This is a genomic window from Rugamonas rivuli (assembly GCF_009380165.1).
In the GTDB taxonomy this organism is placed as follows: Bacteria; Pseudomonadota; Gammaproteobacteria; order Burkholderiales; family Burkholderiaceae_D; genus Rugamonas; species Rugamonas rivuli.
Window position 1 is genome coordinate 587,944 of the sequence record NZ_WHUF01000005.1, and the last position, 15,130, is coordinate 603,073.

The window sequence follows — 15,130 nt, forward strand, 5'->3', positions numbered from 1 at the left end:
GCCTCCAGTCAGGTTTTGAGTCATGCCATTATCCATCAGAATCTGCTGTGCAAACCCTAATGCCCGGACCTGTCGTAGACGATTGATTTACGGCGCGCGGGTCCTGCCAGCGTCCTGGCATCCGCTGGAGGCTCTTCTGATTCGAATTCGAGCAAACCGCAGTAGCTATTGGGGAAAAAACCACCGACCAGTTCGTTTTCATCATCCAACAAGCGAAAAATCTTGAAGACTTGACGGGGATGATAAGGTTGTGACGTTGAATGCGTTACAACGGTCGTACTGGAAGTCGCTTGTGATGGCACAGTAGTGCTGGACGTTGCCGATCCAGTTGTGGAACTTGAGCTTTCCAGCGACGGGGTCAAGGAGACAGGCAAAGTCGGAGACTCCAATCCAGATGACGATGATGAAGCGGGCAATACGGTGGGCCTGACGGCATCCCGGTTCAAATGTTTAAAAACACTACTGCATCCCCAGCATGCGCGTTTTGCACCGTTGATGAATAAATCGCCTGTCCCCACTCTCCAAGCCGCATTGAGAATACGTAGCTCTGCGTGCAGCGTGATTCCAGCCCGGGCAGCGTCGCCCTCGTTTGGCCAGGTATCCTGATTTTCGTGATCGACAACATCATGCAATCCCTTGCCTGAAAGCAGTCCGAACAAAAAAGTGCCGATGTCTTTAGCTACCCCCTTGGGCTTGGTTATTCGCGGATCGAACAGCGCAATCCAGTCAGACGTATCTGCGGCATCTCTAAAGTTTTTTACAAAACCGTCGACGCCCTTCTGCATCAGTGCCGATAATTGTTTTATTCTTATAACGGCCCGCACAAGACTGGATTCGCTGTTAGTCTGAGCATCTGATATCGTGGAATTCTTGATCGCTTCGAGCATTGCCATGTACGTCTGCAGGCTTATAGCCCCGCCGTTACTCGCCATATAAAAACCACGCGTGTCGTACGCCATCTGAATTTCTGTAGCAAGGTTAGGATTTTCGCCCTTCGGCACATCCCGAGGCATTTCAGCCTTCGATTCAGACCCGCTGGTTTTACTCGCTTTAAACCCCACCGGCCCTTTCTCCAAAAAGACAAGCATGCAAGTGCTGAGCGAACCCAATAGTTGCAACCTAGCCATTTCCATCGTCCCATGGCAATTAATGTGCGCGCCGCCGAGCGGCATGGTGCCGGTAACGGTATCCCCCACTTCGCCCCTACGTGCGGTCAGCGTCGGTGGGTGGCTCCCGTATCTAATACAGGACGTGGTGAGGACAGTGGCGCGGCCAATCGCTGATGACGAGGAAGAGGAGGACGCGGCGGCTGGCGCAGTGCGCTCGTTGGGATTGCTGGCCAGTAGCTTGCTCTTCCCCGTTCCAGGCTTAGTGCCCGGAATGCTGGGCGCAGACGAGGACGACGCCGTCGTGGATGGCTTGGGCTTTTGATCGTCATCGTCATCATCATCTGCTTTGCGCGACCCTTTTACTTTTGGTGGCATACCTGCTCACTCCGATGTAGAACGTGGGAACTAAAATACCATAACGATATAAACAAAGGTAACAATATCGAAATGATACTACTTGCCGCGCCAAACGGTGCCGATGGACAGCGACGCGAGTTTCTTGCGCTTGCCATACCAAAGATTGACCACGCCGCGCGACACGAACACCGCCGAGAACATCGACGTCAAAATGCCCAGGCAGTGCACCACCGCAAAGCCGCGTATCGCCCCCGAGCCAAACACCCACAGCGCCACGCCGACGATCAGCGTGGTGACGTTGGAATCAAGGATGGTGGCCCAGGCGCGGTCGAAGCCGGTGGCGATGGCCTGCTGCGGCGTGGCGCCACTGCGCAGCTCCTCGCGGATGCGTTCGTTGATCAGCACGTTGGCGTCAATCGCCATGCCCAGCGCCAGCGCGATCGCGGCGATGCCCGGCAAGGTCAGCGTCGCCTGCATCCGCGACAGCAGCGCCAGTAGCAGCAACAGATTGCAGGCCAGCGCCAGCACGCTGAAGAAGCCGAACAACATGTAGTAGCCGATCATGAACACGGCAATCGCGGCAAAGCCGTACACGGTCGACGAGAAACCCTTGGCGATATTCTCCGCCCCCAATTGCGGGCCGATGGTGCGTTCCTCGATGATTTCCATCGGCGCCGACAGCGCACCCGAGCGCAGCATCAGCGCCAGGTCGGACGCGTTCTGCGCGGTGCCGACGCCGGTGGTGCGGAAGTGGGCGTTGAGCTCGCTGGTCAGCGTGGCCACCGAGATCACTTCCGGCTTGCCGGTTTTCTCGATCAGCACGATGGCCATGTGCTTGCCGACGCGGTCGCGGGTGGCGGCCGACATCTTGCGGCCGCCCACCGAATTCAGGTCGATGAACACGGCCGGCTGGTTGTTCTCGTCCTGGCCTGCGGTGGCGCTGGTGATGTAGTCGCCGGTCAGCACGACTTCCTTGTACAGCACGGCCGGTGCGTCCCTGCCCATCGTGTACAGCTGCGAACCCAATGGTATCGCCGCGCCCATCTCGGTGCCGCGCGTGACGGTCTCGTCGACCATGTGCACCTCCAGCGTCGCCGTGCGGCCGATGACGGCGCGGGCGCGCGCCACGTCCTGCTCGCCGGGCAGCTGCACCACGATGCGGTCCGCGCCCTGCTGCTGGATGATGGGCTCTGCCACGCCCAGCTCATTCACGCGCTTGGACAGCGTCGAGATATTCTGCGTGACGCCGTCGCTGATGGTCTGCTTCAGCGCCTCGGGCTTCAGCGTGACGACCATCTTCAGCTGCGCGCCGTCGGCCGCATCGATGAGCCGCAGGTCTGTGCCCTGCCCTGCGATCACGTCCCGGCCCTTGTTACGCATGGCCTCGTCGCGGAAGCTGATTTCTATCGTGTCGCCGACGCGGACTATGCCGCTATGCAGGACCGACTTGTCGCGCAGAGCGCTGCGCAACGAGGCTTGCACGCCTTGCAGCTTCTTGTCCAGCACGGCCTTGGTGTCGACCTGCATCAGGAAATGCACGCCGCCGCGCAGGTCCAGGCCCAGGTACATCGGCAGCGCGTGCAGGCTCTGCATCCACTTCGGCGTGTCGGACAGCAGGTTCAGCGCGACCAGATAGTTCGGATCGGAGGTATCGGCGTTCAGGCTTTTTTCCAGCACCGACTTGGCGCGGAATTGCGTATCGGGATCGGTGAAACGTGCGCGCACCGAGGCATGGGCGCTGTCATAGGCCACGCCGGTGGTGGGCACTTGCGCCTGTTGCAGCGCGCTCTCGACCTTCTGCACCAGCTCCGCGCCGACGCGCACGCTGGTCTTGCCGCTGCTGATCTGCAGCGCCGGCGATTGTCCAAAATAATTGGGCGCGGTGTAGAGCGCGCCCAACAACAACGTGACCACAATCACGATGTACTTCCACAGCGGGTAACGATTCATCTCTTAATCACTTTTTAAGAATGGACCGACCTAAACTGTGGCTGCTTGAAACTATTACAAGCCCGTCGCTGAACTATTTCTCGCGTCCGCCGGCTGGCTGTATTTGCGGAACTGTTCGCGCATGTGGCGCAGCTTGGCCGCCAGGTGGGCGTCCTGCATCACGTACAGGTCCAGGCGCGCGGCGTAGTCGGGCGTCATCATCCAGCCGAAGGTTTCGGCCTTGTCCTCTTCCTGGCCGTAGCTCGAATACAGGCTGACCACACCTGGCTTGGCATGGCCGACGTCCTGCAGGTTCTTGCCGTAGAAGCTGGCGCCGCCCTTGCCGTAGGTGAGCTCGGCCGGATTCATCGCCAGCCATGCGGGATCGGCGTGATAGTAGTCGTTGTGCTCGCGGTAGTCGATGAAGTGGTAGAACTCGTGATGCACGCGCATCTCCATGCCGGCCGGGCACAGCTTGGCGCTGTTGTCGGCGTAGGCCACGCTGTCCACCTCGGCCATCGGCATCGCCAGCCGGCGCTGGCCGGCCACCGCCAGTTCCTTCACCAGCACGATGTTGTGCAGGCGGACGTTGGCGAAGAAGGCGGACGGATAGCGCTCCATGCCAGGCAGCACCACACTCAGCAGGCGATGCAGGCGCTGGCGGTCGGACTCGCTGTCGGTAAAGGCTTCGGCAGTCGCAGCTTCGCTGTTCAGCTCCCATTGCGCATTCAGGTTCAGCGCGGCCAGGCGGCGCGTGGCCGTCTCGCGCAGCTGGGCCAACGTGGCATCGGCCGGCGCCACGCTCGGGTATTGCAAATCCCAGTGGCATTCGACGCGCAAGGCGTCGTTGTTGTGATCGACAGGCGCGAGGGTGCTGCATGCGGACAGCAGCAGCGCACTCAGCACACATAAAATTCTGTGACAGGACATGTGGAGACTCATAAAACGGCGCCGGCACGGGGGCCGGCGCCTGGGTTGATTACTTGAACTTGTAGCTGGCCGTCAGCTGCACGAAGCGGCCCAGCTGGCTGTGGTAGGAGGTGCCGTAGCCTTGCAGGTACGCGATCTGGCTGGCATCCATCGGCGCTTCCTTGTTGGCCAGGTTCTGCACCGACAGCGACAATTCCAGATTGCGCCAGCCCTTGTAGCGGACAAAGGCACTGGCCGTCAGCCAAGAGTGGACATTGCAATACTGCGGCGTCGCCGCTTCGAAGGAGCACACCGCGTCAGGCGTGCTCTTGATCGAATAGCCTCCCACGTAGTTCCAGTTCAGGCTGGCGTCCCACGGGCCACGATCCCAGGCCACGCCGGCGCGGCCGCGGTTCTTCGGTTGCAGGTAGTAGCCGACGTAGTCGACCGGATCTTCGCCCGGGTTGCCGCTGCTCAGGTAGCTGTTCATGCGGTTGTAGCTGGCGCTGAGCGAGAAGCGGCCCCAGTCGCCGACGCTGAAGCTGCCGCGTGCATCGACGTCGACGCCGCGCGTCTGCGTCGACGACAGGTTGGCGGTGATCAGGCTCAGGTGATCGAGCTTGCCGCTGACCGGGTTGCGCACGATGCGGTCCCCATACTGGCTCTCGTGCTCCAGCAGATAGCTGGCGCTGATGGTGGACAGTTCGTCGCGGCGCTTGATGTGGTAAGCATCCACCGACAGCGACCAGCCCGGCACAGGCTCGGCGACGAAACCTATCGTCACGCTCTTGGATTTCTCCGCCTGGATGTCGGGATTGGCGCCGGTGGTGAAGGCCACGTAGCGTTCGCAATCGTCATTGTTGGAACTGAACACCGGGCAGCGCTTGGGATCGAGCACCTTGCTGTAGCCGTTGGTGTTCCCCGCATGCAGCTCCGGCAGCGACGGCGCGCGGAAGCCTTCCGCATACGTGCTGCGCAAGGCCAGCTGCGGCAGCGGACGCCATTTGATGCCGGCCTTGGGCGTGAAGGCCGAACCGAAATCGCTGTAGCGGTCGGAGCGCGCAGCCAGGCTCAGCTCGACGGACTTGAGCACCGGCGCCGACAGCTCGCCATACGCGGCGGTAACGCTGCGCGAACCGTTGGAGCCGGTCATGCCGATCAGCTGGATGGAACCGTCGGTGAACAGCGCATCCGGCGTGGCGTCGAACTTCTCGCGGCGGTACTCGGCGCCGACCGCGATCGACAGCGCGCCGCCCGGCAGCGTGTACAGCTCGCGGTTGCCGTGCAGGTCGATGCTGCTGGTGCTGGTGTCGGCGTGGTTGTCCAGCTGCGGATACAGGCGGCCCATCAGCCCGGCATCGTTTTTGGCGGGCTGGTGCAGCAGGAAGTTCTTGCGCACCAGGCCGTCTGCATCGAGCACGTCGTTGATCAGCACCTTGTCCTGGATGTAGCCGCGATAGCTGGTGTCGGTCAGCGAGCGCGAGAACATGGCCGCGCCTTCCACATCCCACTTGCCCACAGTGCCGCGCGCGCCCAGCGTGGCGCGCACGTTGCGGCTCTCGCTGCGGATGGTGGTCGGGATGTCGTTGAACACATAGCGCACGCCGACCGTCTTGCCCCACTGGTTCTGCGGATGGTCGGCCGGCAGCAGCAGGTAGCTGATGGTGGTGCCAGGAGCGTTGCCGTACAGGCCGTACTTGTCGACCAGGTCGTTGGTGTAGGCGCCGTAGGAATTGGTGGCATAGCTGTACATGCCGGATGCCTGGCGGCTGCGGCTGAGCGCGGCGTCGCCGAACATTTCCCAGCCCTGCCCCAGGTCGTAGGTCAGCGCACTGTAGACGTTGTCGCGCTGGCTCTTCGATTGCAGCGTGACGGCGCTGGTGTTGTCGTTGACGCAGCGGCCGTTCAGCGGCGAGCCCGCATCCACCAGCGGCGGGCAATCGCCGATGATGCCGAGGAAGCTGCCGCCGGTGGTGCCGGATGCGGTGTAGGCGTTGCTGGAGAAGGAGGAACGGCGATCGCTCAGGCCGAGGCGGCGGAAGTCCGCATCCTGGGTGCGCGGGCGGGCGTTGACCAGCACCGGGCTGCTGTCGCGATGGGACAAGCTCAACAGCCAGTTGTAGCCGTCCTGCGCCAGCGTGCCCTTGCCGTAGGTGAGGCCGATCGCGCCGGTGTTGCCGTCGTGGTAGGCCGAGGTGCCGGCCGATGCCGTCATGCCCAGGCCCTCGTAGTTCTTGCGCAGGATGATGTTGATCACGCCGCCGATGGCGTCGGCGCCGTAGATGGCCGAGGCGCCGTCCAGCAGCACTTCGATGCGGTCGATGGCGTCGACCGGGATGGCGTTGGTGTCGACAAACGAGGCCGAGCCGAAGCCGAACGGCGCCACGCGGCGGCCGTTGATCAGGGTCAGCGTCGCGCCCGCGCCGAGGCCGCGCAGCGAGACGCCGGCCGAACCGAAGGCCTGGCCGGGCGTGCCCTCGCTGGTGTAGCCGCCGGCATTGCCGGACGGCAGATCGCGCAGCACGTCGGTGACGGTGGCGGCGCCCATGCGGGCGATCTGTTCGGCCGTGATAAGCTGCACGGCCGACGCGGTTTCGGCATCGACGCGCTTGATGCGCGAACCGGTGATCTCCACGCGTGGCGGCGTCTCAGTGCTGCTCTCGGCAGCGGCGTACAAGGGTGCGACGCCGGCGCACAGCAGCGCGACGGCTCGAACGATAGGGCGAATTTGCGACATGAACACTCCGTTGTGTGACAGTTTGATGAATTCCCTGAAACTGTCTGGAGTGTGTTGGGTCGCCGTGCCCAGGTCACGGACGGAACTGCTGTTTTTGTACTATCCGGCTCGCATTCCCATGCCGCAGTGCAAACTGTGGGATGCAGGCCACGCCATCGCCAGCGGACGCTACTAGCGCAACGCCCCGCTCAACACCGGCCACGGCTTGCCGCGCGGCGGGCGCAGCGACGGCGTATTGGCACGGCTGCCATCCTTCAGCTGGAACACGCTGACCAGCTGCGACAGCGTGGCAGCCTGCTCCTGCAAACCCTGCGCGGCCGACGCCGCCTGCTGCACCAGCTCGGCGTTCTGCTGGGTCACGGTATCCATCTGCGAAATGGCCTGGTTCACCTGCTCGATGCCGGAACTCTGCTCGCGGCTGGCGTGGCTGATTTCCGCCATCACGCCGGCCATGCTCTGCACGCTCTCCAGCACTTCGTTCATGGTCGCGCCGGCTTCGGCCACCAGCTTGCTGCCGATTTCCACCTGGCCGACCGACTCGCCGATCAGCTCCTTGATCTCCTTGGCCGACGCGGCCGAGCGCTGCGCCAGGTTGCGCACTTCCGTCGCCACCACCGCGAAGCCCCGTCCCTGCTCGCCCGCGCGGGCCGCTTCGACGGCCGCGTTCAGCGCCAGGATATTGGTCTGGAAAGCGATGCCGTCGATGACGGCGATGATGTCGGCGATCTTGCGCGACGACGTGTTGATCGCGCCCATGGTGTCGACCACCTGCGCCACCACCGCGCTGCCCTTCTGCGCCACGCTGGCGGCGTCGGTGGCCAGCTGCTTGGCCTGGGCCGAGTTGTCGGCGTTGTGGCGCACGGTCGAGGTCAGCTCCTCCATCGAGGCGGCGGTCTCCTCCAGCGAACTGGCCTGCTGCTCGGTGCGCGAGGACAGGTCCAGGTTGCCGGCGGCGATCTGGCCGGAGGCGCTGGCGATCACGCCGGTGGCGCCGCGCACTTCGCCGACGATTTTCTCCAGGTTGTCGCGCATGGTGCGCATGCCGAACAGCAGGCTGGTGCTGTCGCCGGCCCGGGTCTCGACAGTGACGCCGAGGTCGCCGGCGGCGATCTGGCTGACGATGCCGGTAGCGTAGTCGGGCTCGCCGCCCAGGCTGCGCGTCAGCCAGCGCGTGATCAACAACGCGCCGACGGCGCCGAACGCGACGCTGCCGGCCATCAGCACCAGTATCCACAACCGCGAGGAGGCATAGCGGCGGTCGCCCTCGACCGCCTCCTGCTTGCCGCCGTCGGTGTAGAAATCGACCAGCTGGTCCACCTGGCCGCGCAGGGCCACGATCAGCTTGTTCGACTCGCCGCGGATCAGCGCCCTGGCCTTGTCGTCGTCCTTGGCGCGGGCGGCGGCGCGGATCTTGGCGTCTTCCTGCATGTAGCGGCCCCACAGCTCGACGAAATTGGCGTACTTGGCGCGCTCCTCGTCGGTGACGGCCAGCGCCGTGTAGTCATCCTGCATTTTCTTCAAGTCTTCCAGATCCTTGGCGATCACCTGGTCGTACTTGTCCATGTCCGCCGGGCTGGACGAAATGATGTATTGCAGCTCGCGGGTGCGGATGCGCGCGATCTGCGATTTGATGTCCTCGATCACCCGGATGCTGGGCATCCAGCGGGCGGAAAAACGCTTGGCCGTATTATTAACCTGGGATAGCTCCCAAATCGAAAATACCCCCACCAGTACAGTCATCGCCAATACCGACGAGAATGCCAGACCTAGCTTCTGCGCCAGACGCAGGGAATTAAACCATTTCATTTTGCTAGTCCTTAAACGTCTATTTTGATAGTAACTTCCGCAAAGCGGGCTGAGTCAGATTCGAATCATAGCGCATGCAATGCTCAACACACAGCGGGTATTTTCCACTTGTTGATCGTTCGCAACACATTGTTTCTAAAGCATTTTCATAATGACACTGCGTGAAATTTTAGTTTCCAAACCGCATTAAATACAACAGTTCAATCCGTTTGACGGCATTAGAATATCCGCTCCCCACTGCCCCGCCACTCCTTAAATAAAAGGAACTCTTATGTCTACGTCATTGAATAAAAGTGAGAATGTCACTATTTGCGCTACTGATATATCTTGGGGAGATGATTTAAATAACATATATCGAATCATCAGCCGCCGATTTAATGACTTTAATGAAAACGGTTTTTACGCCCATCCGGAAGAAGTGGCGCTGCGCGCCGAACTGGGCGAAGTCGGCGCGCTGCGCCGGCTGACGCGGCAGCTGCGCGCCACGGGCAGCAACGGCGTCGCCCTGAGCGGCCTCGGCCTGCAAGGCTTGAGCGAGGACCGCCGCAACGCCGCGCTGTACGCGATCACGCTGATGCTGGGCTACCCCACCTCCACCGACCAGCGCACCGGCCGCGTGGCCTGGGACGTCAAGGCGCGGCCGGGCGCGCACAGCGACGCCCGCTTCACCACCTTTTCCGAGCGCGTCGGCAGCGCCGACATGCACACCGATTCCTCGTTCTATCCGATGCCGGAGGAGCAGTTCATCCTGTACGTGGTGCAGGCGGCCGACTGCAAGGGCGGCCACTCGCTGCTGATCGACGGCGAAGACATTTACCAGACGCTGCAGCAAACAGCCGCCGGCCGCGACGCCTACGAGCTGCTGAGCAGCACGCCGGTGCCGTTCCGCGTGCCGGCCGTGTACGCTGCCGGCGACGCCGCCATCGAGCACCACGTGGCGCGCGTGTTCGACGCGCCGCGCCGCGACGGCGACCGCTTCACGCTGCGCTGGCGCTATGACGCCATCCAGAAAGGCCTGGCCGTGCGGCCCGACCTCAGTTCGCCTGAGCTGGTGGACGCACTGGCGCTGATGAACGAAGTGGCCGAGCACAGCGCGCCGCGCTTCAAGCAGCAGCTGGCCACCGACACCCTGCTGTGGGCCGACAACCACCGCATGCTGCACGGCCGCACCACCTACGAGGACGAGCGCCGCCACCTGATCCGCATCCGCATGTCCGACGTGCCCAACGCCGAACGCATCGGCCCATCCGGCGTGGTGCGCGATTGAGCACGGTGGACGCCTGCGCCACGGCGGAGACCGGCCTGCCGCCGGCGGAACGCACCTGGGCCATGCTGTCGCTGATGACCGGCGTGGCGCTGGCCTCGCTGGACACGGCGATCGCCAACACCGCGCTGCCGGCCATGGCGCAGCAGCTGCACGCGACGCCGGCGGCATCGGTGTGGATCGTCAACGCCTATCAGCTGGCGATGGTCGCGACGCTGCTGCCCTTGGCCGCGCTGGGCGAGATCGCCGGCTACCGGCGCGTCGCCATCAGCGGGCTGGCGCTGTTCACGGCCGCCTCGCTGGCCTGCGCGCTGGCGTGGTCGCTGCCGGCGCTGGTGGCGGCGCGGCTGCTGCAAGGTCTGGGCGCGAGCGCCATGATGGCGGTCAGCACCGCGCTGATACGCGCCATCTACCCGCCCGAGCGCCAGGGCCAGGGCTTCGGCACCAACGCGCTGGTGGTGGCGGTGGCCTTCGCGGTGGGGCCGACGGTGGCCTCGGTGATCCTGTCCGTATCGTCGTGGCCGTGGCTGTTCGCGATCAACGTGCCGCTGGGCGTGCTGGCACTGGCCGCCGCCTGGCGGGCGCTGCCGCACACGGGACGCGCGGCGCACCGGCTGGACTTGGCGGCGGCGCTGTACAACGTCGGCGCCTTCGGTCTGCTGATCCTGGCGCTGGGCGAGGCCGCGCATGGGGCCGCGCCGGCCCGGCTGCCGTTCGAACTCGGCGCCGCCGCGCTGTGCTGGGTGCTGCTGCTGCGCCGCCAGCGCGGCCACGCGGCGCCGCTGTTTCCGGTCGACCTGTTCCGCCAGCCGATGTTCGCGCTGTCGGCGCTGACGGCCTTCTGTACCTTCGCGGTGCAGGGCCTGGCCTTCGTCTCGCTGCCGTTTTTCTTCGAACACACGCTGGGCCGTTCGCCCATCGATACCGGTTTCCTGATGACGCCGTGGCCGGTGCTGGTCGCGGTGATGGGTCCGGTGGCCGGCAGGCTGAGCGACCGCTACGCCGCCGGCACGCTGGGCGGCATCGGCCTGGTGGTGCTGTGCGTCGGCGCGCTACTGCTGGCGACGCTGCCGGCGCACGCCACGGCGTTCGACATCTGCTGGCGGATGGCCTTGTGCGGGCTGGGTTTCGGCTTCTTCCAGGCGCCGAACATGAAGGCCATCATGGGCAGCGCGCCGCGCGCGCGGGCCGGCAGCGCCAGCGGCATCGTCGCCACCGCGCGCCTGAGCGGCCAGGCCACCGGCGCGGCGCTGGTGGCGTTTTGCTTCACGCTGTCCGACACGCACGGCCCGGCCTATGCGCTGGCGACGGCGGCCGGCTTTGCCGCAGTGGGCGCGGTGGTGAGTTTTTCGCGCCAGTTGTTGAAGGGTTAGTTGCCGCGCTGCTGGCGGAACCTGGCCGGCGGCGTGCCGAAATGGCGGCTGAAGGTGCGCGACAAATGGCTGGCGTCGTGGAAGCCGCAGGCTTCGGCGATGTCGCCCATCGGCCGGCCGCCGGCCAGCAGCATGGTGCGCGCCTGCTCCAGCCGCATCTTCATCAGGTAGCGGTGCGGCGGCAGGCCCAGCGCCAGATGGAACTCGCGCGAGAAATGCGCCTCGCTCATGCCGCACAGCGCGGCCAGATCGCGGTTGCTGACGCCGGTAGCCAGGTTGGCGCCCATGTGGGTCAGCACGCGACGCAGGCGTCCGCCGCCCAGCGTGCTGGACTGCGGCGCCGCCGCCGGCCGGCTGTAATGCTCCAGCAGATAGCTCAGCAGCGCCACCATCATGCCGTCGCAATACTGCGATTGCAGCGGCCCGGCCAGCGCGTCGGCGTTGAGCATGCGGCGCACCAGTTCCATCACGTGGCGGTCCGAGGTGAACTGCTGGGCGCCCAGGCTCAGCGGCGTTTCGCGCTGCGCGTTCAGGTTGTCGATCAGCGCGGCCGGCACGAACAGGTTGACGATGTCGCAGCTGCTCAGGCGGCTCCACTGGCTGGAGCCGCTGGGCGGACAGATACGGAAGCGCTCGGCCGCGATCACCCCGCCCCACACCGGCTGGCCGTGCAGCCAGATGCGGGCGTCGACCGGCTCCAGCATGATGGCGATGCGGTAATCGTTGGGGTGGGAGCTGATGGTCTGGATCATCGAGTCCGGCTGGTTGCTGGTCCAGCGCACGATGGAGGCCTTGGAGCTGGGCAAGGGGCCGATGCAGGTGTGCAGCGGCGTGTGCACACCGCTGCGCAGGAACCAGTCTTTCAACACTTCGGTATTGTCTATCGCGGTACCCATGGGCTCGTCCAGGCTTATGGCGGAGAAGCGATTATCGAGCGCGGCAGTCTTGATGTCAAATCATCAATTTGTCGGATTGCGCATCCAGGCGGCCATCAGGTCGACCACTTCCTTCTCCTGGCCGGCGTAGCCGTGGTAGTGGTAGCTCTCGCAGGGATCGCCGCTGACCGGGCCGCCGCCCGTCACCATCAGCTGTTTTTTGACGGGCGTGTTTTTCAGGCCCTTCATGATCCAGTCCACTTCGTAGGGGCGGCAAATCACGCAGGCGTCATTCGCGTGGTGCACCACCAGCACCGGCAGCTTGAGCGCGGCCAGGTTCTGCGTCGGCACCGCGCCCTGTTTCTTGAATGCCGTCACGCTGGAGGTCAGCACCAGGCCGGCGATGCCGGGATCGTCCACGCTGCCGATGGCGACGTAGGTGGCCGACACCGTGCCGCGGCTGGTGCCGACCAGCCAGACCGGTACGGGACTCTTGGTGCGCACAAAGTCCAGCGCGGCACGGACGTCGGCCAGGTGTTTGGGGTTGACGCGGTCGCCGTAGTCGAGCGCGGGGGTGTCGCTGGGCAGGCCGAAGATGGCGACGTTGTAGCCGCCGGCCAGGAACAGCGCGACGCTGCGGGCCAGGAAGTTGTGACTGGTGGGTTTGCCGTCGACTACATTGCCGTAGCCGCCGTTACCGCCGGTGAACAGGAACACCGTGGCCTTGGCGCCCTCCTGCGCTTCCCAGTAGACGCTGGTTTCCACGCCGGGACGGGTGGGAATGCGGAAGGTCTGGCCGTCGGCCCAGGCCTGGCAGCTGCCAAGGGTGAGTATCAACGTCATGCACCAGCGAAGTATGCTCATGGTCTACCCCTGAAAAACTGCGCGTCGGCGCTGCGCGCTACCGCAGATCCACGCCCAGGATCGTCAATGCATCGCCGATCGGAATGAAGAAATTCATGCCCGTCATCGTCCTGGCGTCGGCCAGATGCAACACGGTGATGCCGATCACCCTGCCGCCGGTATCGAGCAGCGGGCCGCCGCTGTTGCCGGGCAGGATGCTGACATCGCTCTGCAGCAAGCGCTGCTTGTCCAGAACCCGGTAGCCGCTCAGGATGCCGCGCGTCAGCGAGGTATTGAAGGTGTCGCCCAGGGGCGAACCGATCACGTACACCTCTTCGCCAATGTTGGGCTCGTCTTCGCGGATCGACAGGGCGGGCATGCCCACCGGTTCGGTCTTGATCAGCGCGACATCGCGCGCCTCGTCCGAGCGCAACACCTCGCCGATCAATTCGCGTCCGGTCGGCAGCTTGATCTTGACCACCTTGTCCGTGCCGACGACATGCCGGTTGGTCAGCAGGTAGCCGTCGCTGCTGATGAAAAATCCGCTGCCGGTCCCGGTCGCCGTGATCACCGTGGGGACGGAAGAGCGCAGCAATGTAACCCGCTTGGTCAACGGTTCCGCCGCCGGCTTGACGCGTTTGAGCGTCAGCCGTTCCGGGGCGGCTGGCTTCGGCGCCACTGGCGCAGGCGCAGGCGCCGAAGCCGGCGCGCTCGGCCGCGTCACGGCGTTATAAAAACCCTGTTCGGCCAAGAAATTTTTGGCGGCCTGCTCGTAGGCCAGCAGGAAAATCCGCTCGACCGGAATCTCCTCGGACGCGGCGGTCTGGAAGTTGCCCTCGGTGAGGGCTTCGAACACGACCTGCTTGACCTCGGGCGAATAGACCTGCCAAAACACCTTCATGTAGACGCCGCCGATGCCGCCATGCTCCTTCAGGCACAGGTTGGCCGAGACATCCTTGAGCAAGGCGCCGATCTGCAATTCCGGCATGGCCTTGGGCCGCTCCTTTTCAGTCGGCGCATCGAAAATGGTGTCGATCGCGATCGGCGTCGGATAGTGCGCTTTCTCCAGCACGGTGCGCAGCGAAGTTGCGAGCTTGCGGCTGAACAGTTTATAGGCCTTCTCGTTCCAGATGATGTCGCTGCTGTTGCCGCACCGCCAGCCATCCTGCAAGGTGCCGATTTTTGCGTTCGGTGTTTCAAACGTGGTCTTGGCCGTTTTCAGATACGACACCCGGCCCGGCGTGCCCGGTTGAAATTCAATGATCAGCTTATCGCTGACCTGCTTGACCGGCACCGGATCGGCCCAGGCCAGGCTGGATGTCGCCAATAACAGTGGCAGGACCAGGGCGCTCAATTTTCTCATCGTAACTAACCGCACCCAAACTTAGCGCTGCGCTTTGATTTATTAATAATATTTATATCTTAAAGGGAACCATACCTGTGCGCAATGAAGTCTGCCTGGCCTGGCGGTCCAAATATCCTATCTGTAATGTTAAGGCTTGCTCGGGGCAATGATGATGACGGCTCACGCATCAGTGCGGGCAAGCAGCGAAATACTCTCACTGCCCGCTCCCGGAAGATGGCTGCAAGGCGATGACCGCCATGCCGAATAAAGCCAGTCCCGCGCCGATGTAGTCGAAGCGGCTGAGCGTCACGCCGTCGACCAATTTTAGCCACAGCAAGGCGACGCCGATATACATGCCGCCGTATGCCGCGTAGGTACGGCCGGCGGCGGTTGGGTGCAGCGTCAGCAGCCAGGCGAACAGCGCCAGCGACAGGGCCGCCGGCAGCAACAGCCATGGCGACTTGCCCTGCCTGAGCACCAGCCACGGCAGGTAGCAGCCGGCGATTTCAGCCAGCGCCGTCACGAAAAACAGCGCAGCAATCCTTATGATGTCCAATCGAATTCTCTTGATAGTTTGGGTAGT

At 63.8% G+C, this 15,130-nt stretch carries 11 protein-coding genes; 2 read left to right on the plus strand and 9 right to left on the minus strand.

The genetic code is table 11. The features are described 5' to 3' along the window. Positions 1-56 precede the first annotated feature (56 nt). The 5 genes from GEV01_RS21450 to GEV01_RS31425 all read right to left on the minus strand — a co-directional run bounded on the left by GEV01_RS21450 (position 57) and on the right by GEV01_RS31425 (position 8,847). Positions 57-1,484, minus strand: coding sequence for a hypothetical protein (locus tag GEV01_RS21450; protein WP_152807543.1), 1,428 nt, complete (start codon positions 1,482-1,484; stop codon positions 57-59). Between the two features lie 78 nt (positions 1,485-1,562). Beyond that, entirely contained in the window at positions 1,563-3,416 is a 1,854-nt protein-coding gene (gene secD, locus GEV01_RS21455; RefSeq protein ID WP_152807544.1) for a protein translocase subunit SecD, read from the minus strand. 54 nt (positions 3,417-3,470) lie between these two features. Then, a complete protein-coding gene (locus tag GEV01_RS21460; protein ID WP_328595584.1) occupies positions 3,471-4,301 on the minus strand; it encodes a hypothetical protein in 831 nt (276 codons plus the stop codon). A gap of 73 nt (positions 4,302-4,374) precedes the next feature. Further along, the gene (locus GEV01_RS21465) at positions 4,375-7,041 is read right to left on the minus strand and encodes a TonB-dependent receptor plug domain-containing protein (RefSeq protein WP_152807546.1); all 2,667 of its coding nucleotides are present in this window, start codon (positions 7,039-7,041) and stop codon (positions 4,375-4,377) included. 171 nt (positions 7,042-7,212) lie between these two features. Further along, positions 7,213-8,847: a methyl-accepting chemotaxis protein gene (locus GEV01_RS31425; RefSeq protein WP_152807547.1), complete on the minus strand. Its 1,635-nt coding sequence runs from the start codon at positions 8,845-8,847 to the stop codon at positions 7,213-7,215. Positions 8,848-9,265: 418 nt separating this feature from the next. On the opposite strand from GEV01_RS31425, the gene GEV01_RS21475 reads away from it, so the two are divergent. Continuing rightward, a complete protein-coding gene (locus GEV01_RS21475; RefSeq protein ID WP_175023164.1) occupies positions 9,266-10,114 on the plus strand; it encodes a TauD/TfdA family dioxygenase in 849 nt (282 codons plus the stop codon). Positions 10,115-10,176: 62 nt separating this feature from the next. Next, on the plus strand, positions 10,177-11,484 hold the full coding sequence (locus GEV01_RS21480; RefSeq protein WP_152807615.1) for an MFS transporter: 1,308 nt from the start codon (positions 10,177-10,179) through the stop codon (positions 11,482-11,484). Here GEV01_RS21480 and GEV01_RS21485 read toward each other — a convergent pair. From GEV01_RS21485 to GEV01_RS21500, 4 genes are all read right to left on the minus strand, one after another. Beyond that, on the minus strand, positions 11,481-12,380 hold the full coding sequence (locus GEV01_RS21485; RefSeq protein ID WP_152807549.1) for a helix-turn-helix domain-containing protein: 900 nt from the start codon (positions 12,378-12,380) through the stop codon (positions 11,481-11,483). The genes GEV01_RS21480 and GEV01_RS21485 overlap by 4 nt on opposite strands. Positions 12,381-12,443: 63 nt before the next feature. Then, complete coding sequence (locus tag GEV01_RS21490; RefSeq protein ID WP_152807550.1) at positions 12,444-13,223, minus strand: alpha/beta hydrolase; 780 nt, start codon at positions 13,221-13,223, stop codon at positions 12,444-12,446. 37 nt (positions 13,224-13,260) lie between these two features. After that, a complete protein-coding gene (locus tag GEV01_RS21495) occupies positions 13,261-14,556 on the minus strand; it encodes a S1C family serine protease (protein ID WP_175023166.1) in 1,296 nt (431 codons plus the stop codon). A 205-nt stretch (positions 14,557-14,761) separates the two neighbouring features. Beyond that, positions 14,762-15,103 (minus strand): YnfA family protein, encoded by a 342-nt coding sequence (locus GEV01_RS21500; protein WP_152807552.1) that lies wholly within the window; start codon positions 15,101-15,103, stop codon positions 14,762-14,764. Positions 15,104-15,130: the final 27 nt, after the last annotated feature.

Excerpts from the sequence above, each read along its gene's own strand:
- GEV01_RS21450 (WP_152807543.1), bottom strand. The coding sequence starts at position 1,484 with ATGCCACCAAAAGTAAAAGGGTCGCGCAAAGCAGATGATGATGACGAT.
- secD (WP_152807544.1), bottom strand. The coding sequence starts at position 3,416 with ATGAATCGTTACCCGCTGTGGAAGTACATCGTGATTGTGGTCACGTTG.
- GEV01_RS21465 (WP_152807546.1), bottom strand. The coding sequence starts at position 7,041 with ATGTCGCAAATTCGCCCTATCGTTCGAGCCGTCGCGCTGCTGTGCGCC.
- GEV01_RS31425 (WP_152807547.1), bottom strand. The coding sequence starts at position 8,847 with ATGAAATGGTTTAATTCCCTGCGTCTGGCGCAGAAGCTAGGTCTGGCA.
- GEV01_RS21480 (WP_152807615.1), top strand. The coding sequence starts at position 10,177 with ATGCTGTCGCTGATGACCGGCGTGGCGCTGGCCTCGCTGGACACGGCG.
- GEV01_RS21485 (WP_152807549.1), bottom strand. The coding sequence starts at position 12,380 with ATGGGTACCGCGATAGACAATACCGAAGTGTTGAAAGACTGGTTCCTG.
- GEV01_RS21490 (WP_152807550.1), bottom strand. The coding sequence starts at position 13,223 with ATGAGCATACTTCGCTGGTGCATGACGTTGATACTCACCCTTGGCAGC.